Source organism: Luteolibacter luteus, assembly GCF_012913485.1.
Lineage (GTDB): Bacteria > Verrucomicrobiota > Verrucomicrobiia > Verrucomicrobiales > Akkermansiaceae > Haloferula > Haloferula lutea.
Genome location: NZ_CP051774.1, coordinates 4,538,566 through 4,561,308 on the forward strand (window position 1 = coordinate 4,538,566; position 22,743 = coordinate 4,561,308).

Sequence of the window (22,743 nt, forward strand, 5' to 3'; positions counted from 1 at the left end):
TGACAGGAAAGCCCGCTCATCTTCCGAATCGGGCGGACACCAGTGCAACTGCGATGAATTTCAATTGGTCACGGCGGGATTTCATGAGCTCCGCCACGAAGGGGGCTCTACTGGGAACGGCAGGACTGGAGTTTTTGTCCCGGGTGCCTGCGGTATCTGCGGCGGAGACGAAGTTGGATCACTCGATGGTGCGCTTCCTGCCGGAGATCGAGCCCTTGGTGCGCCTTTTGGAGGATACCCCGCGGGAGAGGCTGCTGGAGGAGGTGGGGAGCCGGATCAAGAAGGGCACCACTTACCGCGAAGTTCTTACCGCGGTGCTGCTTGCGGGGATCCGCAATATCCAGCCACGGCCGGTAGGCTTCAAATTCCACGCGGTACTGGTGGTGAATTCCGCGCACCTCGCGAGCCAGAATTCTCCCGATGGTGACCGCTGGCTGCCGATTTTCTGGGCGCTGGATCAATTCAAGTCCTCCCAGGAAAAGGACAAGAAGGCCGGCGATTGGACCATGGAGGAGGTCTATGAAGCGGCGGTGCCCAAGGTCGATCGCGCGGCGGAGGCCTTCATGCAGGGCATGGACGCGTGGGATGTGGCCTGTGCGGATACTGCCGCAGCGAGCCTCGCGCGCGGGGATGGCACACAGCAGGCCTTTGACCTTTTTTGTCGCTACGGCGCGCGCGATTATCGCGACATCGGGCACAAGGCGATCTACGTCGCCAACAGCTGGCGGCTGCTGCAGACGATCGGTTGGCAGCATGCCGAGCCGGTGCTGCGTTCACTTTCCTATGCCTTGCTCGCCTACGACGGGCAGTGCCCGACGGAAGGGGATGCGCTGGCAGACCGACCGGGCCGCAAGAACCAGGAGCGCGTCCGCGAGTTGCGTGCGACTTGGAATGGCGGCGAGAACCAGCCGGCTACCACGGTCGAGATGCTTTCCACGCTGCGCGGCGGAACTTGGGATGATGCCTCGGCAAAGGTGGTCGCACTTATCAATGCGGGCAGCGGCCCGCAGCCGATCTGGGATGCGATGTTCCAGCACGCGGCGGAGATGCTGATGCGCAAGCCGGGGATCATCTCGCTGCACGCCAGCACCACGACCAACGCGCTTCACTACGCTTTCCGCCACGCCTCGAATGATGAGACGCGGCGTTTCCTGCTGCTCCAGAACGCTTCGTTCCTTACCCTGTTCCGCGATGACGCCGGAGCGGGTGAAGGAATCGGGATCGACACCTTCGAGCCGTCGACCGGCGACTTCGGCGGCGCGGAGGCAGTCGATCAGATCTTTGCGGGCCTGGCGTCCGACCGTTTGGATGCCGCGCGAAAGACGCTGGCCTACCTCGAGGCTGGTGGCCACCCGAGGGCTTTTACGGATTTCGCCCAACGGATGATCTACCTGAAGGGAACCGACTCCCATGACTACAAGTTCAGCAGCGCGGTGATCGAAGATTACCGCTCGCTTTCACCGCAGTTCCGGAACCGTTTCTTGGCTGCCAGCGTGCACTGGCTGAAGGGATCCGGCGAACCGGATAGCCCGCTGGTGGCGCGCAGCCGGGCTGCCTTGTGAGGGGCGCGGCTCAGGCGATCACGCCCGCCTCCCGGAAGGAGAAGTAGGGGGGACGACCGTGGTCCGGCCGGCCAACGATGACGTGATCGAGGAACTTCAGCTGGAGTAAATCGGCCGCCTCCACCATGCGGCGGGTGAAGTGCTCGTCCGCTCGGCTCGGCGTGGGATCCCCGGAGGGGTGATTGTGAATCAGCACGAAGCCATAGGCGCCGCGGGTGATCACGGGACGGAGGATTTCGCGCGGATGCGCGACCGTTTCCGTAAGGCTGCCGACGCTGACTTCCACGGTGCCGGCATGGCGCAAGCGGGTGTCGAGAAGTGCGACGAGCAACCGCTCGTGCCGGAGCCACGCCAGCTGTGGCGCGAAGGTGCGGTAGATCAGCTCCGGGGCGTCGAGTGGAGTTTGGGCAAGTTGCTCGCGGGCAGCCCGGGCGCCGAGCTCGAATGCCGCGACCAACTGGCAGGCCTTTGCCAAGCCGAGCCCCGGTTGTTTCGCGAGTTCTTCCACTCCCGCGCTGCCAAGGGAACCGATGGACCCGTAGTGCTCAAGGAGGTCCCGACCGATTTGGATCGCGCTGCGGCCGACGACGCCAGTCCGCAGGAAAAGGGCGAGCAGCTCGGCATTGTCGAGGGCTCCGGCCCCGAACTTTGCCAGCTTCTCCCGTGGCCGCTCATCCAGCGGCAAATCCGTGATGCGATCCGACATGATCGGATGAACACTTATCGCCGGAGGCTTGGCGAGGAAAATTCTTGGGCTAATCCTTCGCCGCCTTCGGATCCAGCGCGTCGCGCAGGCCGTCACCGAGGAAGTTCAGGGAGAACAAGGTGACCGAGAAGAAGAGGGCGGGGAAGAAGAGCTGCATCGGGTTCGTCAGCATGAAGTTGGCACCCTCCTGGATGAGGACTCCCCATGAGCTGTTAGGTGCCTTCACGCCGAGTCCGAGGAAGGACAAGGTGGCCTCGAACATCATCACGCCCGGGATGGTGAGCGTGGTGTAAACAATGATCGGTCCCAAGGTGTTCGGGAGGATGTGGCGGAAGAGAATCCGGATGTGGCCGAGGCCGAGGGAACGCGCCGCCTCGACGAAGTCCAAGCTTGCCACGCTCTGGACCTGTGCCCGGACGATGCGTGAAATGGTGAGCCAGGAGAGCGCGCCGATTGCCACGAAGACCGGGACAAGGGTGGTGAGCGGTTCGACCCAGTTGCGGGTATTGCTGAGGGCTTTCTGTGTCGCGGTCTTGCCCGCTACCAGATGGACCGCCCATTCGGTGAGGTCGTCGGTGAGGGGTTCCAAGATCTTGCTCAGCAGGATGATGATGACCAGGAAGGGCAGGGCGTAGAGGATATCCACCAAACGCATCAGGAAGGCATCGATGCGTCCGCCGGCGTAGCCCGCGACGGCACCCCATGCGATTCCGATGGTCACGGCCACGAAGGTGGTGATGAGACCGACGGCAATCGAGATGCGCCCGCCGAAGATCACGCGTGAGAAGAGATCGCGGCCCAGATGATCGGTGCCAAACCAGTTCATCGCGCCGGGCGGCAGATTCCGGTTGATCGGATCGGTCTTGTTCGGATCCTTCAGGAAGTCGCCGATCGAAGGCAAGACCACGCAGGTGATGCCGATGATGATGATCATGAAGAGGCCGATCATCGCCGCGCGATTGTGCTTCAGCCGTAGCCAGGCGTCGTACCAGAGGGAGGAACCTTTTTCTTCGGTCGTCATGCGGTCGTAGAAAGGGAAAGAAGGGAGACAGGGTGGGGTGCGGGACTCAGGCGGATTTCCGCAGGCGGGGGTTCAGCCAGATTCCCGCCACGTCGGTCAGGAAATTGGCGAGGATCACCAGCATGCCGTAGAGCATGGTCACGCCGAGGATCACCGAGGTATCGCGCGTTTCGATCGACTTGATGAAGTGTCTGCCGAGACCGGGGATCTGGAAGACGGTCTCGATGACGAGTGATCCGGAAACAATTCCCGCGAAGGCAGGGCCGATGTAGGCTACCGCCGGGATCAGGCCGCCGCGCAGGCAGTGACGGACGAGGATCTTCCAGCCGGGGACGCCCTTTGCCCGGGCGGTACGGACGAAATCCTGTGAGAGCGTCTCCAGCATCCCCGCACGAGTGAGACGGGAAAGATAGGCGGCATAGGCGAGGCCCAGGGTTACGGCGGGGAGCACCCAGGTGGCCGGGTTTGAAGAGGACCATCCGTAGGCCGGCAGTGCCTCCAGCTTTCTCCCGAAGTACTCTGCGAGCAGCGGTCCGATCACGAAGGAGGGCAGGCAGATGCCGATCATCGCCACGGACATCGAGAGCGTGTCCAGCAGGCCGTTCCTGCGGGCCGCTGCGATGCATCCCGCGGGGATGCCGATGGTGATGGCGACGAACATGGCGATGACGCCGAGCTGGAAGGATATGGGGAATGCTTGCCCGATGATCTCCGCGACCGGACGGCCTTCGAGACGGATGGATGGACCGGGATCGCCTTGGAGGAGTTTGCCCAGGCGATTGGCATATTGGACGGTCACCGGCTTGTTCAGATCGTAATATTCCTCGACCACTTTCTTGATGTGGGGAGGCATCGCTTTCTCGCTGGAAAGCGGATCACCGGGCATCGCCTTGCAGAGGAAGAAGGTGATCGTGTAGAGGACGAAGAGCACGATGACGCTCTGCAGGAAACGGCTGAGAAGGACTTTGAACATGGGGTCCGGGAATCAGGGTTCGAGGGAGATGGCGCCCCAGTTGTGATTGTCGAGCAGCAGCGGGTGCCAGCCCTTCACCTCCGGTCTCAAGAGGTAGTTCCGGCTGCGGTAGGAGATGGGAAGGATGGGCTGTGCCTCGGCGAAGAGCCGCTCGGCCTGCTTGAAGACTTCGAGCCGATGGGCGGGCTCCACCTGCACCGCGGCTTCCGAGAGGAGTCTCTCATACTCATCGCTATGCCAGCCGGTGTTGTTGTTTCCGTTCCCCTTGGTCCACATCAGGAGGAAGGTGGTGGGATCCAGATAGTCACCGGACCATGCGGCGAGCGAGATATCGAAATCGAGGCTCTGCTGGGAACTCACATAGGAGCCCCAGTCCTTCGAAGTGATATCGAACATCACACCGAGCGTCTGACGCCACATTGCTTGGAGCGCTTCCACGGCCGCCCGGCTTCCCGAGCTGCTGATAAGGATCTTGTAGCGGGGGAAGCCTTTGCCATCCGGATAGCCTGCCTCGGCCAAGAGTGCCTTGGCACGCTCGGGATCGAAGCTCACCACCGAGTCGGGCTTATAATCGCCCATCGTAGGAGTGATCGTGCCTGCAGGGGTATTACCCTGCATGATGTTATCGCAGAGCAGTTTCCGGTCGATGGCGAGGGAGAGCGCCATGCGCACCTTGGGATTGTCCAGGACGGGACGGGTGGTGTTCACCCGGATGAAATCGGTGGCGACGTAGGGCTCCTGGCGGAGGAACTGGGGAGTGGTCGCGCGGACCTTGTCGACCAAGGAAGGTGGCAGCTGATAGGTGGTGTGGAGCTGGCCGGCTAGGAAGCCGCGGGACTCGGTGAAGAAGTTTTCCACGGGAATGAACCGCACCCCGTTCAGCTTTACGTTCGCGGCGTTCCAGTAGTTAGGGTTCTTCACCGTCTCGACGCGGTCGTTGAAGCGCCAGTCCTTGAGCATGAAAGGGCCGTTGCCCACGTAGTTGCCGGCGTCACTCCACTTCGTGAAGCGGTCGGTCATCTTGCCGAACTTGAGGACCACATGGCGCGGGACCGGGAACCAAGTATAGTGCCGGGTGATATCCGGCAGGAAGGGCACGGGCTCCTTGAGCGAAAGTTTCAGGGTGAGGTCATCCGGCGCGGAAACACCAACCTGCTCGAAATCCGTGATCTCGCCCCGGTTATACTCCGCGGCGTTCTTGATGAAGTAGAGCATCTCAGCATACGGGCCGCCCAACTCCGGATGGAGCAGTCGGTGATAGGCGAAGATGAAATCGTGGGCGGTCAGCGGGGCTCCGTCCGACCATTTGCCATCCGGGCGCAGGTGGAAGGTCCACTCGGTGTAATTTTCATTGTGCTCCCAGTGGGTCGCTGCACCGGGCGGATAGGCGTTGTCCTTCTCCGGATCATCCGCAACCAGTCCCTCCAACAGGGCGCGGATCACGTTGCTCTCGATCACGCCGGTCACCAAGTGCGGGTCTAACGATTTGGGATCCGAAGAGTTACCCACCAGCAGGATCTTCTCCCGGTTCGCCACTTCCACCTGGGTTTCCCGCTGGCAGCCGGTCAGGCAGAGGAGGGCGGGTAGGAGGAAAAGGGCGCGGTGTGTCATGACGTTGCGCAGCACTAGCGCGTCCCGCGCCGGGATTGCAGGGAAAATTTACATCTTCGCCGACCTTTGGCAGGATTTGCGGATTTCCCGGGCATTTCTGTCAAAGCGACCACTTTCTCCCGTGGGAACTTGCAAGGAAGGGGAGGATCGCTAGAACCGCCGAAGATCGTTTTCCAAAGTTCGCCATTTGAAAGCCTACTTCCTGCGCCGCCTTCTTCTGATCCCGCTGACGCTGCTGGGGATCACGGTGCTAGTCTTTGCGGCGATCCGGGCGGCACCGGGCGGTCCGGTCGAACGGAGCCTCGCCTCGCTGATGGGCGGGGATGGCAAGGCGAAGCGGACTCGTGCCGAGTCCGGTCTTTCCCTGACCGCGGCCCAAGTGTTGGAGATCGAGGAGAAATTCAACCGGGACAAGCACCCGCTCCGTTCCTATGCCGAGTGGCTCGGGGTTCTGCCGCGGGACTTGGAGAACAAGAAGGTTGGCCGCGAATTTCCGAAGGGAGAGAAGAAGGTTCTGATCCCGGTGCCTGGCACGGTGCATGAAGTGACCGTGGAGCGGGATGACGCCGAAAATGTCTGGGTGGCCGAGGCGGACCGGAAAAAGGTGGAAGGCTGGGAAGTGAGGCTCCGGACTCCCAAGGAGCAGTCCGAACGCTGGGCCCACTGGGTCAAGGGGGTCGATCTGCCCCAGGCTCCCGAATATCGTGCCGTCCTCTACAAGCCCGGGTTCGATGGCTTGCTGCAGGGGAGCCTCGGCAGTTCCTCCAAGTATCAGGATGGCGTGTGGTCCATGATCCTGGAGCGCATGCCGGTATCGATCTACTTCGGCGTCGTGAGCATGCTGGTGACCTACGGGGTGTGCTTGCCTCTTGGGATTCTCAAGGCGATCAAGCATCGTACTTGGTTGGACAACGTGAGCTCGGTGGCGGTCTTCGCCGGCTATGCGATCCCGGGCTACGCGCTGGGCGCGATTCTTCTGGTTTCCTTCGGTGCGGGGCTCGGATGGTTTCCGATGCGCGGCTTCATCGGGGATGACTTCGAGACGCTCTCCACCGCGGACAAGATCAAGGACATCGTCAGTCACACGGTTCTTCCCTTGCTCTGCTACCTCGTCGGCAGCTTCGCCTTCATGACGATGCTCATGAAGAACAACCTGATGGACAACCTGGCCGCCGACTACGTCCGGACTGCTGCCGCCAAAGGGGTGTCGTTCCCGCGTGCGGTCTTCAAACATGCCTTCCGCAACTCGATCATTCCGATCGCCACGACCTTCGGTAGCAACATCACTCTTCTGGTGACCGGCTCGATCCTCATCGAGCGGGTCTTCGACATCAATGGCTTCGGCCTCCTCCAGTTCAACTCGATCGTCGAATACGACGAGCCGGTGATCATGGGGGTCACCTTCTTCTCCGCCTTTCTCATGCTATTGGGCAATGTGCTGTCCGACCTCTGTGTGGCGCTGGTTGATCCCCGGGTGAGCTACAAGTAACATGACCTTTCCCCGCAAAGTCGGACTGCTTCTCCTGCTCGTGGCCGCCGCTGCGGCGGTCGCCCGCTACCACGAGCTGAGCCTTCCCACGCTCCGCTGGTTTTATTCTTTCGCCGCTACCCCGGAGCAGATCCTGGATGCCGAGGTAAAGGAGCATGTCGTGGGACTTGGTGGGACCCGGTTCTTCTCTTTTACGATCGACTGGCCCTACCTCCGGCAGAATCAGGCCGAGTTTGCGGGCCGTGCCCTCTGCGGGGTTCTGGGTTTCATCGGCCTCGGGTTGCTCGCGTTCGGCGGGAAGTTCCAGTGGAACCCGCTCACCTTGCGCCGCTTCGCGCGCTTCCGCTCGATCGGCCGCGGCTGGCTTTCCTTCCAGCTGATCATCTTGCTGATGCTGCTGGCCATGCTCGACCAAGCTTTGGTGGGCAAGCGGGCGCTGGCAGTGAAGTATGACGGCAGATGGTCTTTCCCGGCTTTCAAGGAAGCCGCGATGAGGGAAACGGATTTCGGCGGAGACAGCGAGCAGGAGCCGAACTACCGGCAGCTCCGCACGGATTTCGCCAAGGCGAAATCAGGGAACAAGGTGATCCTTGCGCCGATCCCGTGGGACCCGACCTTCGACTCGGACCAGATCGTCCGACGCACCTTGGTTTTGGTCGAGGGCAAGCTTCATCGCTCGGGCGAGCGGGAGCCTTACAACGGTCAGGCCACCCAGTTCCGCGAGGACGATCCGGAGGTGCCGGTGAGAACTGCGCTATTCCGCAAGGGCCTGCGGAGCGGCATTACCTCCGTGTTCGATGAGAAGGGCGAATTCGCGGGCCGCGAGATTTGGAAGGACGACAAGCTCGAGCAATCGAATGTGGAAGGAAATGCGGGCAGCCTTCCCGCGGGATCGTGGCAGGAGCTGATTTATCCGCCCGCTCCGCCCACCTTCGCTTCATGGGAAACCAGCCATCTCCTGGGCACGGATTCGAAGGGCTGGGATATCGCCGCCCAGATGTTCGGCGGCCTTCAGGTCATGTTCAAGGCGGCGGCCATTTACGTTATCCTGACCTACGGGATCGGCATCGTCATCGGGTGCATGCAGGGCTACTTTGGCGGATGGTTCGATATCACCAGCCAGCGGATTTCCGAGATCCTCAGCAATGTGCCCTTCCTCCTGTTGGTGATGATCATTACGGCGAACATGGGTCTGGCCAATGTCACGCTCTCCACGGTCCTGCTCATCTTCTGTCTCTTCTCCTGGGTCTACGTGGCGACCTACCTCCGCACCTCGACATTCAAGGAAAAGGCGCGGGATTACGTGGCGGCTGCGCGGGTGCAGGGTGCCAGCACCACGCGGATCATTTTCCGGCATATCCTGCCGAACGCGATTTCCACGCTGGTCACCTTGCTGCCCTTCAGCATTGCCGGTCTTGCGACCTCGCTGACGGCCCTCGATTTCCTCGGGTTCGGTCTTCCAGAAAGATATCCGAGTTGGGGACGCTTGTTGGATGACGGCACTTCGAACCTGAACTCGCCATGGATCGTCAGTTCCGTATTCGCGACCATGGTCGGCGTGCTGCTCCTGATCACCTTCATCGGAGAGGCGATCCGTGAAGCCTTCGATCCGAAGAAATTCACTACCTACCAATGACCCGTTTCGTCCTGCCAGTCATCGCGGCCGTGATCTGGGTCGTCCTGCCATCCTGCAAGAAGCCGCCGGAGTTTACTCCCTACGACAACACGGCGGAGCGGGAAGCCTTCTACAAGCGCTACAATGACGGGGTCGTCGAAACGATGACCAAGCGTCGGTCCGAGTTGGAAACCGCGCTTGGCGGCACCCTTGATGAAACCGATCGCAAGGAAAAGCAGCACGAACTCGATGACTTGCTGCGCCGCCAGCAGCGGCCGGCTTACTTCGAAACTCTTACCGAAGCCGACCTTCCCCAGGATCTCCAGTGGACCACCAATTGGGACGAGCCGGAGCTTGGTTCGCCCGAAGCCAAGAAGGGAGGCACGGTGCACAGCTACATCCCGGGCGGTGCCTTTCCCCCGACAATCCGGGCCTGCGGGCGGGAAGCGAACAATTCCTTCCGTAACTACCACTGGGACGACATCGAGCTTTCCCTCACCAACTTCCACCCGGAGACGGGAAATGTGGTTCCCTACCTCGCGGATCGCTGGGCGGTGGCGGAGGATGGCCAGACTGTCTATTTCCACATCGATGACGATGCCAAGTGGTCCGATGGCAGGGAGGTCACCTCCGGCGATTGGATGATGACCTTCTACGTCTATCTTTCGCCCTACCTCACGGAACCCTTCTACCGGGCCTACTACGGCGAGCAATATTGGGGCGTGGCGAGCTACGGGAAGGATTACCTTTGCATCCGCCTTGCGTTTCCGAAGCCGCTCACGGCTGGCTTTGCGGGCTTCATTGCTCCGTTCCAAGAGGACTTCTACCGCGAGTTCGGTCCCGACTTCGAGTCCCGCTATGCGTGGCGGCCGCGGCCGACCACAGGTGCCTACAAAATCGAGAAAGAGGATATTCTCAAGGGCCGCTCGATCTCGGTGACCCGGGTCAAGGATTGGTGGGCGAAGGACCGGAAATACTTCAAATACCGCTTCAATCCGGACCGCATCGAATACATCCAGGTGCGGGATGAGGAAAAAGTCTTCCAGCTTTTCCTCCGCGGGGACATCGACATCTACCTGATGGGTGATGCCAAGAAGTGGTATGAGAAATCCGAGGTGCCCAACGTCTTCAATGGCTACATCGAGAAGGCCACCTTCTACAACGAATACCCCGCGGTATCGCGTGGCCTTTACATGAACCTCAGCATGCCGATGCTGGACAATCAGGACGTCCGCATCGGCCTCCAGCATGCCACCAATTGGGAGAAGGTCATCGAGCTCGATCTGCGCGGTGACGGACAGCGGCTGAACTTGCTGAATGAAGGTTACGGGGATCTTTCGCATCCCACGCTGCAGACCCGGCCTTATTCGGTGAAGCTGGCACGCGAGGCCTTCGCCCGTGCAGGATTCACGGAGCAGGGGTCCGATGGTGTCTTGCGGAATGCGCAGGGCCAACGGCTTTCCTTCACGATCAATTTTCCGCGCATTTCCGACATCATCCCCTTCATGCTGCGGCTGAAGGAGGAGGCCCTGAAAGCCGGGGTGGAATACAAGCTGGAAGCGATGGACCCGACCGCGTCCTTCCAGAAGGTGGCTCGCAAGGAGCATGAGATCTCCTTCAACGGTTGGCAGAACCAGCTGCCGGTGCCGGACTACTACCAGCAATTTCATTCGAAGGATGCCTATGAGCCCGGCACCAAGAAGCCGCGCGCGATGACGAACAACATCAGCGTCTTTGCGGATCCGGAGGTGGACAAGATTCTGGAGGCGAACCGAAACGCCCGCAGCATGGAGGAGATCCGTGATACCAGCTACAAGCTGGAGGAAATCATGAACGAGCGGGCGGTGTGGATCCCGGCCTACCGCCGGCCCTTCTATCGCGTCGGCTACTGGCGTTGGATCCGCTGGCCGGACAATTTCAATGTCCGCCTCGGCAATGAGCCCGAGATGAATCACGTCCACTGGGTCGATCAGGACATCAAGGAGGAGACCTTGGATGCCATGAAGGATCACCGGTCCTTCCCGGAGAAGAACGTCGTCTTCGACCAGCATCGGAAAAAGCCCGCGGCGAACACCGAGAAATAACCAATGTCCGAACCTTTGCTCCAAGTCCGTGATCTCATCACCGCCTTCGATACCGACGGCGGACTGATCCGGGCTGTCGATGCGGTTTCCTTCGAGGTCAGGCGGGGCCAGACGCTCGGGATCGTCGGTGAGTCCGGCTGCGGGAAGAGCGTGACCGCGATGTCGCTGGTCCGCCTGCTCCCCCAGCCGAGCGGCAAGATCCTGCAAGGCGAGGTGAATTTCAAAGGCCGGGATCTCACGCGGCTGAAGCCGGACGAGATCCGCAAGGTCCGCGGCAATGAGATCGGCGTGATTTTCCAGGAGCCGATGACCGCGCTCAATCCGGTGCAGCGCATCGGAAAACAGCTTTCCGAGTGCTTCCTGCTCCACAAGAAAATGAGCCGGAAGCAGGCATGGGAAGCCGCCATTGAGATGCTGCGCCTGGTGAAGATTCCCGCTCCCGAGCTGAGGGCGGGGGATTATCCTCACCAGCTTTCCGGCGGCATGCGGCAGCGCGTGGTGATTGCCATGGCCCTGGCTTGCCGTCCCGATCTGGTCATTGCGGATGAGCCGACGACGGCACTCGATGTGACGGTGCAGGCCCAGATCCTGGATCTGATGAAGCGCCTCCAGGCGGAGATGGGGATGTCAGTGATCCTCATCACCCATGATCTCGGGGTGATTGCAGAGACCTGTGATGACGTCGTCGTGATGTATGGCGGCCGCGTCGTGGAGCGTGCTCCGGTGAAGGAGCTTTTCGCCAAGCCGCTGCACGCCTACACCCGCGGCTTGCTGGCTTCGATTCCCCGCTTGGAAACCGAGCGGAAGTCGAAGCTGCCGGTCATTCCCGGCATGGTGGCCTCGCTACGGGATTTCGTGCCGGGCTGCCGCTTCTGCCAGCGCATGGATCGCCAGGGCCTGACCCTGCGGGAGCGCCCGCCGTTCATTGAGGCAACCCCCGGTCATTGGGTGGAAGCCTGTCCCATTTGCTACGCCTCGACTGAAGTATGACGCCCATCCTTTCCGTCCGCGATCTCAAGGTGCACTTCCCGGTTTCAGGGGGGCTCCTCATGCGACAGATCGGCTCCGTCCGCGCGGTGGATGGCGTGTCCTTTGACATCGCTCCCGGCGAGACGCTCGGCCTGGTAGGGGAATCCGGCTGCGGCAAATCGACGCTCGGGAAAGCGATTGTCCGGCTTACGGATTCGAATCACGGCAGCATCCAGTTTGATGGCCGCGATATTACCCGGCTCCGGCGCGGCGCGATGCGTCCGCTGCGCGAGGATATCCAGATGATCTTCCAAGATCCGGTCGAGTCGCTGAATGCCCGGCACAGCGTTCGCGAAATCCTTGAAGAACCTCTCATCATCCATGGGCGCGGCTCGTCTTATGAAAGGCGGAGGCGTGTGGATGAATTGCTAGAGCGCGTGGGCTTGCAGAGTTCGGCGGCGGATCGCTATCCCTTCGAGTTCTCCGGTGGCCAGCGTCAGCGCATTGGCATCGCGCGCGCCATCGCGCTGAATCCGAAGCTCATCGTCTGCGATGAGCCGGTGTCCGCGCTGGACGTCTCGGTGCAATCGCAGGTGTTGAACCTGCTGCTGGATCTCCAGAAGGATCTCAAGCTTTCCTATCTCTTCATCGCCCACGACCTCGCGGTGGTGAAGCACATCTCCGATCGCGTGGCCGTGATGTATCTCGGGAAGATCGTGGAGATGGCGGATGCCGAAGCGATCTATCAGGATCCGAAGCACGCTTACACGAAGGCTCTCCTTTCCTCGATCCCCGAGCCGGACCCGACACTGGAGAAGAAGCGCATCCTCCTGGAAGGCGACGTGCCTTCGCCGATCGATCCTCCGAAGGGCAGCGCCTTCGGGCATCGGATCCATCACTCGCGATACGAGGAAACGATTGGTGCCGACTTGTCCCTGCGCGAGATCGGGCCCGGGCACTGGGTAGCCGCAGATCCGTGCTGCCTCGACCCGAAGGATTGGGAGAAGGTCAGCAAGATGGCGGTGCCAGCCTGAGCCGCTGGATCTTCTATCGACGGTTCACAACGGGCGCTGGCGAGGTGCCACCGGGAATCCCGGCGCCTGTGGCCGGAGTCGTGGTGGCTGGACCTGTCAGCGGGCGTTCTGCGGCGACCAAGGGTTCCCGTTTGGGATCCCGGCGATCGTCGTTCAGGAAGAAGACCGCGAGAAAGGCGTAGAGTGCGGGGACGGCGAAGGCCGTCCACAAGGGAGGGGGCAGCTTCATGGGAGGAAATCCGGAGGCAAAAGGGGAGGGCCTTGCTCCGGGGGAGGGTGGGGGTTTGGTGGGGGGATTCCGGCGAAAAGCCGGGGGGGGGGCGGGAGGAAATCTATCAAGTCGGCGGCGGCCTGGCAAGCAGGCTGGCGTCGCATCAGAGGGTCCGGGGCGTCAGCGGGATCTGAGCTCGGACTTGGACCTGGGTTTGTGCCTCGGCCACGGACTTGCCGAGTTCCGAAGCCGCGTCGGCCATGCGCATCTTGCGCTTCGGCCGGTCCGTCGGCAGCCATGCGTGGAAGACTCCGGAGAGGGTGAGGGCGAGCAGAAGGCGAGAAACGATGCGGGAAGGGGCGACCGATTTCATGGCATCAGCTTCCCATGATTCGGTGATCCTAACCATTACGCCATGACGGGGGGAGAATTCGGGGGTTGAGTCCGCCGCCTCCGTGCCCCACAAACCGCCCCGGAAATGAAGATCGTAGTCGTGGGCAAGGGCGGGCGCGAACACGCGCTGGTGAGGGCATTGTCGGAATCTCCCGGCAATCCGGAGATCTACTGCTTTCCCGGCAGCGATGCGATTTTCCAGCTCGCCAAGCCGGTGGCTGCCAACGGCTTGGAGTCGCTTGTAATCTGGATGCAGGCAAATCAGGTCGATCTCTGCGTGGCTGGGGAGGAGAGCTACTTGGTGACCGGCGAGGGTCTCGCGAACCTTTGCGAGCAGGCCGGAATCCCTTGTTGGGGGCCGCATTTCCAGTCCGCCCAGCTTGAGGCCAGCAAGGAATTCGCGAAGCAGTTCCTGCTCCGCCACGAAATCCCGACGGGCAAGGCGATCGCCTGCTCGAATCTCACGGAAGCCCGCGCCGCCATCGACGCGACTTACCCGACGGTTTTGAAGTTTGATGGCCTTGCGGCGGGCAAGGGTGTCGCGGTTTGCCTGACGGAAAAGGAAGCGGAGGATTTCCTCGATGAGGTTTTCGTGCAGCAGCGTTTCGGCGCTGGTCGTGTGCTGGTGGAGGAATTCCTCACCGGTCCGGAGGTTTCCATCTTCGCGGCGATCGTGGATGACCGCTACCTGATCTTTACCCCGGCCCGCGACTACAAGCGGATCGGGGAAGGGGATGCCGGGGCGAATACCGGCGGCATGGGTGCCGTCGCCAGCCGCAAACTGATCCCGTCCAATCTTCTCGCGGAGATCGAGTCGACCATCGTGGCTCCTACGGTGAACGGCCTCCGCAACGACGGGCTGCCCTACCGCGGCTTCCTCTATTTCGGTCTCATGCTCACGCCGGACGGCCCGAAGGTCATCGAGTACAATTGCCGCTTCGGTGATCCCGAATGCCAGGCGGTGATGCCGCTGGTGAAGGGGGATCTCGCGAGCTTCTGCCTGGCCGGGGCGAAGGGGGAGCTGGATGCCAATCTGATTTCCTTCGACGAAGGTTGGAGCGTCTGCGTGGTGCTGGCCTCTGCCGGCTACCCGGAGAGCTCGCGCAGCGGTGATGTGATCCGCGGGCTGGATGATGTGGGCAGTGCTCGTGTCTATCACGCCGGCACGCGCCGCAATGCCACGGGAGAGTGGGAAACCAACGGCGGCCGCGTTTTGGCAGTGGTCTCCGGCGGGGCCAGCCGTCAGGATGCCGTCGCCGCCGCGCACGCCGCGGCCGACCAGGTGTCCTTCGATGGTGCCCAGCGCCGCGGCGACATCGGGATCATGCACTTCAACGACTGACTGATGAGCCGCATTCTCGGACCCGACGAAATCGAGCAGGGCATCCAAACCCTTGCCTCCGCCATCCGTGAACGCACGGCGGGCGCTCCGATCGCCTTGGTCGGCATTCGCAGCCGCGGGGATGAAGTGGCAGAGCGCCTCTGCACCATCCTGGCCGAAGAGGACCGCGAGCTGGCCCTTGGGATCCTGGATATCTCCCTGTACCGGGACGACTACGAGCACCTGCGGGAAAATCCCAAGCTGCAGGAGAGCGACATTCCTTTCTCCGTCGATGATGCCCACGTCATCCTGGTGGATGACGTGCTCTTCACCGGCCGGACCATTCGCGCCGCGCTGGACGCGCTCTCCGACTACGGTCGCCCGGCGAAGGTCGAGCTGGCCACCCTGATCGACCGGGGTCACCGCGAAATGCCGATCCAGCCGGACTACACCGGCATTCTGCTGGAAACTTCAAGACACGATCACGTGCATGTTTCCTTGGAAGCTTGCGACGGAGAAGACAAGATCGAGGTCGTCGAACGAAACCCTGGCTGATCCATGCTCCCCGAACGCCGGAAATCCGCAGAGGAAATCGCGAAGCTTCGCGAGGCCATGGGTGTTCCCGGTGCGGCCCCTGGAGATCCTGAGGAAGTCCCGGCGCCGCAAGCAGAAGTCCCGTTCCAGGCTCCGCTGCCCGAGGAGACGCCACAGACTCCGGCGGCGGAGACTAAGCCCGCGGCCACGGTTCCCGCCGCTCGAAGCGAGACCAGGACCCCCGCTCCTTCCGAGCCGGAGGAGGCCCGTCGCCCTATCAACAAAAGCGTCCGTTCCCTTCGCAAGTCCGAGCAGGGGCCGGTGACCACTTCCACGTTACCTCGCACGGGCACCGTGGTCCTGCCTGCCCATCGCCACTCCGATCGCGAGCTGATGGAACTGCGCCGTACCCAAGCGGCTCCGCCGGATCAGTCGATCGCCTACATCAAGAATCTGACGGTGGCTTGGCCGCTGGTCGCTGTGGGCTACCTGCTGCCGCTCGGTGGCGCACTGCTTGGCTGGCTTTCCGTGTGGACTCCTACCATCATGGAGCCGGACTTCCCGGCGATGTGGATGGCAGATCTCTCGCGAAAGCCGTGGCTGGGCACCGCCGGACTGGTCGCGCTGGTGCTTCTCTCCGTTCTAGGCCTCGTGCTCGCCGGGTGGTTTGCATGGAAGAAACCGCGTTCCCGCCATCACGCCGGCTTCATCACGATCATTTCCGTTTTCACCGTCGTCTTCGCCATCCTTTCCAAGTTTTCACCGACCCATGGCCCGTAAGGACCTTCTCGATATCAGTTCACTGGACCGGGAGGAGATCGATCTCCTCCTGGATCAAGCCGTTCCCTTCAAAGAGCTCTTCACCCGCTCCGTCAAAAAGGTTCCCACACTGAAGGGAAAGTCCGTGCTGATGCTCTTCTACGAGCCGAGCACCCGGACCCATTCCTCTTTCGAGGTCGCGGCGAAACGCCTTTCCGCCGACGTCACCAATTTCGACGTCCCGCATTCCTCCGTGGTGAAAGGCGAATCGGTTCGCGAAACCATCGAGACCCTTCAGGCGATGCGTACCGATTTCATCGTGGTGCGCCATGGCCGCAGCGGCTTGCCCGGCATGATCGCCGGGATGACGAAGGCGAGCGTGATCAATGCGGGCGATGGTGCCCACGCGCATCCGACCCAGGCCTTGCTGGATGCCTTCACCTTGAAGGAGGTCTTTCCTGACCTGACCGGAAAAAAGGTCCTGATCATCGGTGACATTCTGCATAGCCGCGTTGCCCGCTCCACCAGCACGATCCTGAAGCGCCTTGGCGTGCAGGTCGCTTACCTTGGCCCCGGTTCGCTGGTGCCGAAGTGTGGCCCGGAGAATACCGTCCGCTTTACCGACTATGCGGAAGCGATGAAGTGGAAGCCGGATGTCGTCTATCTCCTCCGCGTCCAGATGGAGCGTCAGGACGTGCAGTATTTCCCGAGCCTCCGAGAATATCATAAGGTCTACGGGGTCACCGAGGAGCGGCTGAAGCAGATTGATGGCGAGGGACTCTACCTCATGCACCCCGGCCCCGTGAACCGCGGCGTGGAGCTCTGCGATGGCGCGATGGATTATTCCCGGAGTCTCATCAATCGTCAGGTCGAGAACGGCATCGCCGTGCGAATGGCCGTCCTCTATTGGCTGAAGCCCGCGGAGGAATAGGGTAGCCGTAAGCAGGGCGTGGCGGCGAGCCGGCATCCGAGCTCCTGTCTAACAGATCGGCAGCGGTGTTTCCGGCTGGGGGACGGCTGGAGGGCCAGGCCGATTCCTGCGATCGCGATTCGTTGACGATGCAAGGGTTGGGCGCGGATGCCTTGCCTTTCACTTCATCGCGCCGACATGCCCCGGAGCACCGGGATCTGTTCCCGTGCATGCGATCCGTCGGTCCCTGAAACGGGGTCTCCAAACTCTCGAGAACGGCAGCTGCGAATTGGAAGAGGGGAAAGGTCGGCCCGGAGAGTTGAGGGAACAGCTCTTTCCACGGGACGGGAGTCTTTAAAATCCATTTTCATTTATCTAACTTACCGTCACGCGAAAAGGATAGGCAGCGGTCTCCGGTCAGGGTAGAAGGGGGATAGCATGGCTGGAGTCAGTCCTGTATCGCCGGTTAATCTGCAGGGGCTGGATCTTCCCTTGGTCCGGGATGATCTGTGGTTCCGTGCCCAGCAGGCGTTGCATCTCATCCCTCGGGACGGCCGGGATGGCGTCCTGCGCAGGACGGTGATTTTCACCCTCCTTGCCTGGCTCCCTCTTGTGATCTGGGCCCTGGTCACCGGGCGCGTTTTCGAAAGCACCGATAGCGAGCCGTTGCTCCGCCATTTCGCCCTCCACGCCCGCTTCCTCATTGCCCTGCCCGCTCTCATCTTTGGGGAGCGCGTCGCGCGTTCTGTCATGCGCGACATGCTACCCAGCTTCGTTGCCACGGGCTTGGTGACGGAGGAAAAGATCCCGGCTTTCCGGCAGATCGTTCAGGACGTAATCCGGCTGAAGAACTCGTCCTTCCCTTGGGTCGGAGTAGCCGGGCTTATCGTGGTGGTCTTGCTGGTGCCGGAAACGGGCAGGCGTCTTCAGGAGCTGAGCTGGTCCCGTGAGCGGGATCACTTGGGCTTTGGTGGTTGGTGGTATCTCTGCGTGTCTCGCCCGATCTTTCAGATCTTCATGCTTGGCTGGGTCTGGCGGATCCTGCTTGTGACGCTTTTGTTCCAGCGCTTTGTGAAGCTCGGGTTGAATCCCATCGCCTCCCATCCGGATAATCTTGGTAGCCTCGGCTTCATTGAAAAGCTTCCCCGCGCGTTTGTGCCGCTCGCCTTTGCCATGTCTTGCGTGATCTGCGGGCAGTTCGCGCACGAGATGGCGTGGCACGGTGCGCACATGAAGCAGTTCCAGATTCCTCTCGCGATCTTCGCGGTTGTCGCCTTCCTCTTTTGTGTCGCTCCCTTGCTGGTATTCATCCCGGTGCTCAAGAGCAGCAAGCGCGTGGCCATGAACCAATACGGAGCCTTGGTCGCCCAGCAGAACCGGCAGGTTCATCGCAAGTGGATCGAAGGGGAGCCTGTGGAGGATCGAGCGCTTCTGGAGGCTCCGGAACTCGGTCCGACCACGGATGTGAATGCGATCTTCGAGGCTGTGCGCGAGATGCGCACCGTGCCCTTTTCCAAGAAGAGCCTCATCACCGTCGCGATTCCTGTAGCCCTGCCCATGCTCGTTCTCGCTGCTATCGAAGTCCCTCTCGGCGAGATCCTCATGAAGATCTTCAAAACGATTATCTAACCGTCCCGGAAATCCATGCGTCTCCTTACACTGTTCACCACCGTTCTGCTGGTATCCTGCTCGGCGCCCATTTCCTTCAAGCAGGGTGCTTCGGTGGTCCCTGCCGGTGACTATCACGTTTCGCCTTTGGCCGAGGCATTGCAGGAACTGGATGCGGGGAAAAAATCGAAGGATCCTACGGTCGCCTGCGGCCATTTCGTGGAAAGCGCGCGTCTTGCCGGAACCAAGGCCTTGGCAGGAGAAACCGGTGCGCTCGCCCTTTACAACCACGCCGTTGGAAGGCTGGTTGAGACGCTGTCGAAAGAGAAGAATTTGCCATGGGGCCGGAGGATCACCGTGGGAACGGGCGATTCCGCTTACACGCTGGCCGGCAAGCTGGAACCGAATGCCCCCAGCTATGAACGCGAGTATGTGCCCGTGGACAGCATGACCTTCCACGGCAAGTGGTCGGGACATCGCGCGATCCGGCCGGGAGTGGGTGCTCCTCTGGTGGTTATTGGTCCGGAGAATCGCGAATATCGCCGCACCTTTGATCCTCCACGGGTTCACGCGGCGATGACCGCGATCCTGCGCTTTGAGGGCCATCGCTCCGCAACCCTCGAACTCCACGAGCCGCTGGAAGAGGAAAAGATTTCCATCGCGGGCCGGAATCCCACGCTAGCGGCGGATTTCACGGCACCCATCTCGATGTACATCGCGGTTGCCCGCCCGGACAAGCTGGGGCTGATCCGCCTGCTCAATCCTCAGAAATATTCCGACACCGCGCGTCTGATCCGCACTCAAAAGTACGATAAGAATCGTATTCCCGTGCTCTTTGTTCACGGCTTGCAGGATACCCCGGCCACTTGGGTGCCGATGTACCAGCAGTTGCTCAATGATCCGGTGCTGCGTGATCGCTATCAATTCTGGGTCTTCAGTTATCCCAGCGGCTATCCATTTCCCTACTCGGCATCGCTCCTGAGAAAGGAACTCGACGGGGTGAACAAAGCCTTCCCCGGCCACAAGGACATCGTGATCGTGGGGCACAGTATGGGCGGTATTATCAGCCGCCTGATGGTCACGAATGCCGGGGACCGGATTTGGAAAGATCTCTTCGGCAAGTCGCCAGCGGAAACCAAGGTTAGCGGGGCAAGCCGCCATCTTCTGGAGGAGTCGCTGGTTTTCGAGCATCGGAAAGAGATCCGCCGGGCGATCTTTATTGCCACTCCTCACAAGGGCTCGATCTTTGCCTCGAATTGGATCGGCCGTCTTGGTTCAAGGCTCGTGCGCATCCCGAGCTTTCTGGCGGATACAAGGAATGCCGTGGCGTCGCTGGTCACCGTAGATACGGCGTCCATGCAACTCGACCGAGCTCCGAATAGCATTGATACCCTTGCTCCCAACAACCGCTTCGTGATCTCGATGAACAAGCTGCCCATCGATCCCGGTGTGACCTATCACTCCATTATCGGCGACCGTGGGAAGGGCGACACTCCGAATTCCAGTGATGGTGTGGTGGCTTACTGGAGCTCTCATCTCGATCACGCGGCCTCGGAGAAGATCGTGCCTTCCGGCCACAGCGCCCATCAGAACCCCGAGGGAATCGAGGAAGTGAAGCGGATTCTGAAGCTCCACTTGAAGACGGAGCGTTAGGAGGCGGGGACCACAGGGCGGTATTCCTGAGGCGCTCCCGGGTTGTTAAAACCTCGGGCAAAGCGCTTGCGCGCCATTGTGCCAATGGGACGCCTGTTTGGAGTTCTCTTTTTATCAGGCGGAACAGGCAGTGGCCCGGACGGCGGTCCTCGGCAGGGGACCACTGAAAATAAGCCTCGGCTTGCCCTCCGCCCCCCCCCCCCCGTTTGGGAGGGCGTTTTTACGCCTTTTTAACGCGTGCGGCGTAGCCTTTGACTCCGCCTCCGGAAGATCCGTGGGAGCATGGAAGTGAATCCAATGCGCTCATGAACGATCTCATTTACCTCACTGCCACGGCTGGCTTCTTCGCCCTTGCGCTCGGCTACTCCCGCTTCTGCGGCAACCTCTGAACTGCCATGGAAACCATCGTCACCGGGCTCATCGCCCTCGCCCTGCTCGCCTATTTGTTCACGGCCATGGTCCGGCCGGAGAAGTTTTAACTGATCATCCCCATGCACGCCAACGATTGGCTCCAACTCGCCCTCTTTGTGGGCGTCCTCGCCGCGATCACCAGACCGCTCGGCATCTACCTCACCCGCATCCTCGACCCGCAAGGCCGTACGTGGCTGGATCCCATCCTGCGTCCCCTCGAACGGCTCACCTACAAGATCATGGGTGTTGATCCCGCCCAGGAGCAGGACTGGAAGCGCTACACCTTCGCCATGCTGCTCTTCAGCCTGGTGGGCTTCGTTTTCACCTATGCAATCCTCCGCCTTCAGCACCTGCTGCCGCTGAACCCTCAGGGCTTGGGCGCCTTGAGTCCGGCACTCGCCTTCAATACCGCGGTCAGCTTCACCACGAACACGAACTGGCAGAGCTACGGCGGGGAATCCACCATGTCCTACCTCTCGCAGATGGTCGGGCTGACCCTGCATAACTTCACATCCGCCGCCACCGGTATCGGGATCGCCGCCGCCTTGGTCCGCGGGATCTCCCGGCACACCACGAGTCTGCTCGGGAACTTCTGGGTGGATCTGGTGCGCGTCACGTACTACCTGCTTCTTCCCCTCTGTACCGCCATTGCGATCTTCCTCGTCTCGCAGGGGGTGATCCAGAACTTCAAGGCATACGACACCGCGAAGGTTGTTGAACGCCAGGTGATCCAGGTGGAGTCCACCAATGATTCCGGAGAAACGGTGACCGAATCGAGCACCGTCGACCAGCAAGTCATTGCGCAGGGGCCGATGGCCTCGCAGGTGGCGATCAAGATGCTGGGAACGAATGGCGGGGGCTTCGCGAACGCCAACGCGGCCCATCCTTACGAGAATCCGACCCCGCTTTCGAATTTCGTGCAGATGCTTTCGATCTTCGCGATCGGCAGCGGTCTGACCTGGTATCTTGGAAAATCGACCGGAAACCAAGGTCACGGCTGGTCGGTCTGGTCCGCCATGATGATCCTCTTCATTGCAGGCACGCTCGCCTGCTGGTGGGCGGAAGCGAGGGGGAACCCGATCCACCATGCGCTGGGACTTGCGGCGGCAGATGGTAATCTCGAGGGCAAGGAAGTCCGTTTCGGAATCTTCAATTCCTCACTTTTCGCGGTTGTCACCACTGCGGCTTCCTGCGGTGCGGTGAATTCGATGCATGACTCCTTCACCGCGATCGGTGGACTGATTCCGCTCTTCATGATGGAGCTGGGTGAAGTGGTGATTGGTGGTGTCGGGGCAGGTCTCTATGGCATGCTGGTCTTCGTGGTTCTCGCGGTCTTTATCGCGGGTCTGATGGTAGGCCGCACCCCGGAATACCTTGGCAAGAAGATCAATGCCTTCGAGGTGAAGATGGCCATGCTTTCCCTGCTGGTGCTGACCATGACGATCCTCGGGTTCACTGCCTGGGCTGCTGTGAGCAATTGGAGTTTGGCTGGCTTGAACAATGCCGGTCCGCACGGCTTCAGCGAGATGCTCTACGCCTACAGCTCCGCGACGGCGAACAATGGTAGTGCCTTCGGCGGTCTTACCGCGAACCCGGGCAGTGGCGATCCGCACTACAATGTGACGCTTGGTGCCGCGATGCTCATCGGTCGTTTCCTGATGATCGTGCCGATTCTTGCGATGGCCGGATCCCTGGCGAAGAAGAAGTTCGCTCCTCCCGGCCCGGGTACCTTTCCGGTTTCCGGCAGCACCTTCACGGTGCTGCTCATCGGCACGGTGCTGCTCATCGGCGCATTGAACTTCCTCCCGGCTCTCGCCTTAGGCCCGATCGTCGAGCACTTCCTCATGCTTGGCGGAAATCTCTTCTAACCAACCGAATC

The 22,743-nt window shown here is 61.2% G+C and carries 20 protein-coding genes; 14 read left to right on the top strand and 6 right to left on the bottom strand.

All coding sequences use genetic code 11. The annotated features are described in order from the left end of the window. The first annotated feature begins 83 nt into the window (after positions 1-83). Entirely contained in the window at positions 84-1,562 is a 1,479-nt protein-coding gene (locus HHL09_RS18780; RefSeq protein WP_169456166.1) for a hypothetical protein, read from the top strand. 10 nt (positions 1,563-1,572) lie between these two features. Here the strand turns inward: HHL09_RS18780 and radC are convergent, their stop codons facing one another. The 4 genes from radC to HHL09_RS18800 are packed head-to-tail and all read right to left on the bottom strand — an operon-like array spanning position 1,573 to position 5,873. After that, positions 1,573-2,268, bottom strand: a complete 696-nt coding sequence (gene radC, locus HHL09_RS18785; RefSeq protein WP_205760881.1) for a RadC family protein — start codon at positions 2,266-2,268, stop codon at positions 1,573-1,575. A gap of 49 nt (positions 2,269-2,317) precedes the next feature. Beyond that, complete coding sequence (locus HHL09_RS18790; protein ID WP_169456167.1) at positions 2,318-3,289, bottom strand: ABC transporter permease; 972 nt, start codon at positions 3,287-3,289, stop codon at positions 2,318-2,320. A gap of 46 nt (positions 3,290-3,335) precedes the next feature. Beyond that, complete coding sequence (locus HHL09_RS18795) at positions 3,336-4,262, bottom strand: ABC transporter permease (RefSeq protein WP_169456168.1); 927 nt, start codon at positions 4,260-4,262, stop codon at positions 3,336-3,338. 12 nt (positions 4,263-4,274) lie between these two features. Further along, on the bottom strand, positions 4,275-5,873 hold the full coding sequence (locus HHL09_RS18800) for a peptide ABC transporter substrate-binding protein (protein WP_169456169.1): 1,599 nt from the start codon (positions 5,871-5,873) through the stop codon (positions 4,275-4,277). Between the two features lie 187 nt (positions 5,874-6,060). On the opposite strand from HHL09_RS18800, the gene HHL09_RS26425 reads away from it, so the two are divergent. Genes HHL09_RS26425 through HHL09_RS18825 form a run of 5 tightly spaced genes read left to right on the top strand, consistent with a single transcriptional unit; the run spans position 6,061 to position 13,064 of the window. Further along, positions 6,061-7,362 (top strand): ABC transporter permease, encoded by a 1,302-nt coding sequence (locus HHL09_RS26425; RefSeq protein ID WP_205760882.1) that lies wholly within the window; start codon positions 6,061-6,063, stop codon positions 7,360-7,362. A gap of 1 nt (position 7,363) precedes the next feature. Further along, a complete protein-coding gene (locus HHL09_RS18810; RefSeq protein ID WP_169456170.1) occupies positions 7,364-8,998 on the top strand; it encodes an ABC transporter permease subunit in 1,635 nt (544 codons plus the stop codon). Beyond that, positions 8,995-11,061, top strand: a complete 2,067-nt coding sequence (locus HHL09_RS18815; protein ID WP_169456171.1) for an ABC transporter substrate-binding protein — start codon at positions 8,995-8,997, stop codon at positions 11,059-11,061. The genes HHL09_RS18810 and HHL09_RS18815 overlap by 4 nt, the downstream gene beginning before the upstream one ends. Before the next feature lie 3 nt (positions 11,062-11,064). Further along, a complete protein-coding gene (locus HHL09_RS18820) occupies positions 11,065-12,051 on the top strand; it encodes an ABC transporter ATP-binding protein (RefSeq protein ID WP_169456172.1) in 987 nt (328 codons plus the stop codon). Then, entirely contained in the window at positions 12,048-13,064 is a 1,017-nt protein-coding gene (locus HHL09_RS18825; RefSeq protein WP_169456173.1) for an ABC transporter ATP-binding protein, read from the top strand. Before HHL09_RS18820 ends, HHL09_RS18825 begins: the two co-directional genes overlap by 4 nt. Positions 13,065-13,077: 13 nt before the next feature. On the opposite strand, the gene HHL09_RS18830 is transcribed toward HHL09_RS18825, so the two are convergent. Next, positions 13,078-13,293: a hypothetical protein gene (locus HHL09_RS18830; protein ID WP_169456174.1), complete on the bottom strand. Its 216-nt coding sequence runs from the start codon at positions 13,291-13,293 to the stop codon at positions 13,078-13,080. Between the two features lie 145 nt (positions 13,294-13,438). After that, positions 13,439-13,648, bottom strand: coding sequence for a hypothetical protein (locus HHL09_RS18835; RefSeq protein WP_169456175.1), 210 nt, complete (start codon positions 13,646-13,648; stop codon positions 13,439-13,441). Between the two features lie 105 nt (positions 13,649-13,753). Between HHL09_RS18835 and purD the strand changes: the two genes are divergently transcribed. The 8 genes from purD to kdpA all read left to right on the top strand — a co-directional run bounded on the left by purD (position 13,754) and on the right by kdpA (position 22,732). Further along, entirely contained in the window at positions 13,754-15,010 is a 1,257-nt protein-coding gene (gene purD / locus HHL09_RS18840) for a phosphoribosylamine--glycine ligase (protein WP_169456176.1), read from the top strand. Positions 15,011-15,013: 3 nt separating this feature from the next. Continuing rightward, positions 15,014-15,544, top strand: a complete 531-nt coding sequence (gene pyrR / locus HHL09_RS18845; protein WP_169456177.1) for a bifunctional pyr operon transcriptional regulator/uracil phosphoribosyltransferase PyrR — start codon at positions 15,014-15,016, stop codon at positions 15,542-15,544. Between the two features lie 3 nt (positions 15,545-15,547). Continuing rightward, a complete protein-coding gene (locus HHL09_RS18850) occupies positions 15,548-16,303 on the top strand; it encodes a hypothetical protein (protein ID WP_169456178.1) in 756 nt (251 codons plus the stop codon). Further along, positions 16,293-17,213, top strand: coding sequence for an aspartate carbamoyltransferase catalytic subunit (locus HHL09_RS18855; protein ID WP_169456179.1), 921 nt, complete (start codon positions 16,293-16,295; stop codon positions 17,211-17,213). The genes HHL09_RS18850 and HHL09_RS18855 overlap by 11 nt, the downstream gene beginning before the upstream one ends. A gap of 417 nt (positions 17,214-17,630) precedes the next feature. Continuing rightward, positions 17,631-18,821: a hypothetical protein gene (locus HHL09_RS18860; protein ID WP_169456180.1), complete on the top strand. Its 1,191-nt coding sequence runs from the start codon at positions 17,631-17,633 to the stop codon at positions 18,819-18,821. A gap of 15 nt (positions 18,822-18,836) precedes the next feature. Beyond that, positions 18,837-20,453 carry an esterase/lipase family protein gene (locus HHL09_RS18865; protein ID WP_169456181.1) on the top strand — a complete coding sequence of 539 codons (1,617 nt, stop codon included), beginning with the start codon at positions 18,837-18,839 and terminating at the stop codon, positions 20,451-20,453. Positions 20,454-20,848: 395 nt separating this feature from the next. Beyond that, positions 20,849-20,932 carry a K(+)-transporting ATPase subunit F gene (kdpF, locus tag HHL09_RS26775; RefSeq protein ID WP_169457805.1) on the top strand — a complete coding sequence of 28 codons (84 nt, stop codon included), beginning with the start codon at positions 20,849-20,851 and terminating at the stop codon, positions 20,930-20,932. Between the two features lie 12 nt (positions 20,933-20,944). Continuing rightward, a complete protein-coding gene (gene kdpA, locus HHL09_RS18875) occupies positions 20,945-22,732 on the top strand; it encodes a potassium-transporting ATPase subunit KdpA (protein WP_169456182.1) in 1,788 nt (595 codons plus the stop codon). Positions 22,733-22,743 lie beyond the last annotated feature (11 nt).

What these genes read in the sequence shown, in the direction of transcription:
- HHL09_RS18780 (WP_169456166.1), top strand. Translation starts at nt 84, where the DNA reads ATGAGCTCCGCCACGAAGGGGGCTCTACTGGGAACGGCAGGACTGGAG.
- radC (WP_205760881.1), bottom strand. Translation starts at nt 2,268, where the DNA reads ATGTCGGATCGCATCACGGATTTGCCGCTGGATGAGCGGCCACGGGAG.
- HHL09_RS18790 (WP_169456167.1), bottom strand. Translation starts at nt 3,289, where the DNA reads ATGACGACCGAAGAAAAAGGTTCCTCCCTCTGGTACGACGCCTGGCTA.
- HHL09_RS18795 (WP_169456168.1), bottom strand. Translation starts at nt 4,262, where the DNA reads ATGTTCAAAGTCCTTCTCAGCCGTTTCCTGCAGAGCGTCATCGTGCTC.
- HHL09_RS18800 (WP_169456169.1), bottom strand. Translation starts at nt 5,873, where the DNA reads ATGACACACCGCGCCCTTTTCCTCCTACCCGCCCTCCTCTGCCTGACC.
- HHL09_RS18810 (WP_169456170.1), top strand. Translation starts at nt 7,364, where the DNA reads ATGACCTTTCCCCGCAAAGTCGGACTGCTTCTCCTGCTCGTGGCCGCC.
- HHL09_RS18815 (WP_169456171.1), top strand. Translation starts at nt 8,995, where the DNA reads ATGACCCGTTTCGTCCTGCCAGTCATCGCGGCCGTGATCTGGGTCGTC.
- HHL09_RS18820 (WP_169456172.1), top strand. Translation starts at nt 11,065, where the DNA reads ATGTCCGAACCTTTGCTCCAAGTCCGTGATCTCATCACCGCCTTCGAT.
- HHL09_RS18825 (WP_169456173.1), top strand. Translation starts at nt 12,048, where the DNA reads ATGACGCCCATCCTTTCCGTCCGCGATCTCAAGGTGCACTTCCCGGTT.
- HHL09_RS18830 (WP_169456174.1), bottom strand. Translation starts at nt 13,293, where the DNA reads ATGAAGCTGCCCCCTCCCTTGTGGACGGCCTTCGCCGTCCCCGCACTC.
- HHL09_RS18835 (WP_169456175.1), bottom strand. Translation starts at nt 13,648, where the DNA reads ATGAAATCGGTCGCCCCTTCCCGCATCGTTTCTCGCCTTCTGCTCGCC.
- purD (WP_169456176.1), top strand. Translation starts at nt 13,754, where the DNA reads ATGAAGATCGTAGTCGTGGGCAAGGGCGGGCGCGAACACGCGCTGGTG.
- pyrR (WP_169456177.1), top strand. Translation starts at nt 15,014, where the DNA reads ATGAGCCGCATTCTCGGACCCGACGAAATCGAGCAGGGCATCCAAACC.
- HHL09_RS18850 (WP_169456178.1), top strand. Translation starts at nt 15,548, where the DNA reads ATGCTCCCCGAACGCCGGAAATCCGCAGAGGAAATCGCGAAGCTTCGC.
- HHL09_RS18855 (WP_169456179.1), top strand. Translation starts at nt 16,293, where the DNA reads ATGGCCCGTAAGGACCTTCTCGATATCAGTTCACTGGACCGGGAGGAG.
- HHL09_RS18860 (WP_169456180.1), top strand. Translation starts at nt 17,631, where the DNA reads ATGGCTGGAGTCAGTCCTGTATCGCCGGTTAATCTGCAGGGGCTGGAT.
- HHL09_RS18865 (WP_169456181.1), top strand. Translation starts at nt 18,837, where the DNA reads ATGCGTCTCCTTACACTGTTCACCACCGTTCTGCTGGTATCCTGCTCG.
- kdpF (WP_169457805.1), top strand. Translation starts at nt 20,849, where the DNA reads ATGGAAACCATCGTCACCGGGCTCATCGCCCTCGCCCTGCTCGCCTAT.
- kdpA (WP_169456182.1), top strand. Translation starts at nt 20,945, where the DNA reads ATGCACGCCAACGATTGGCTCCAACTCGCCCTCTTTGTGGGCGTCCTC.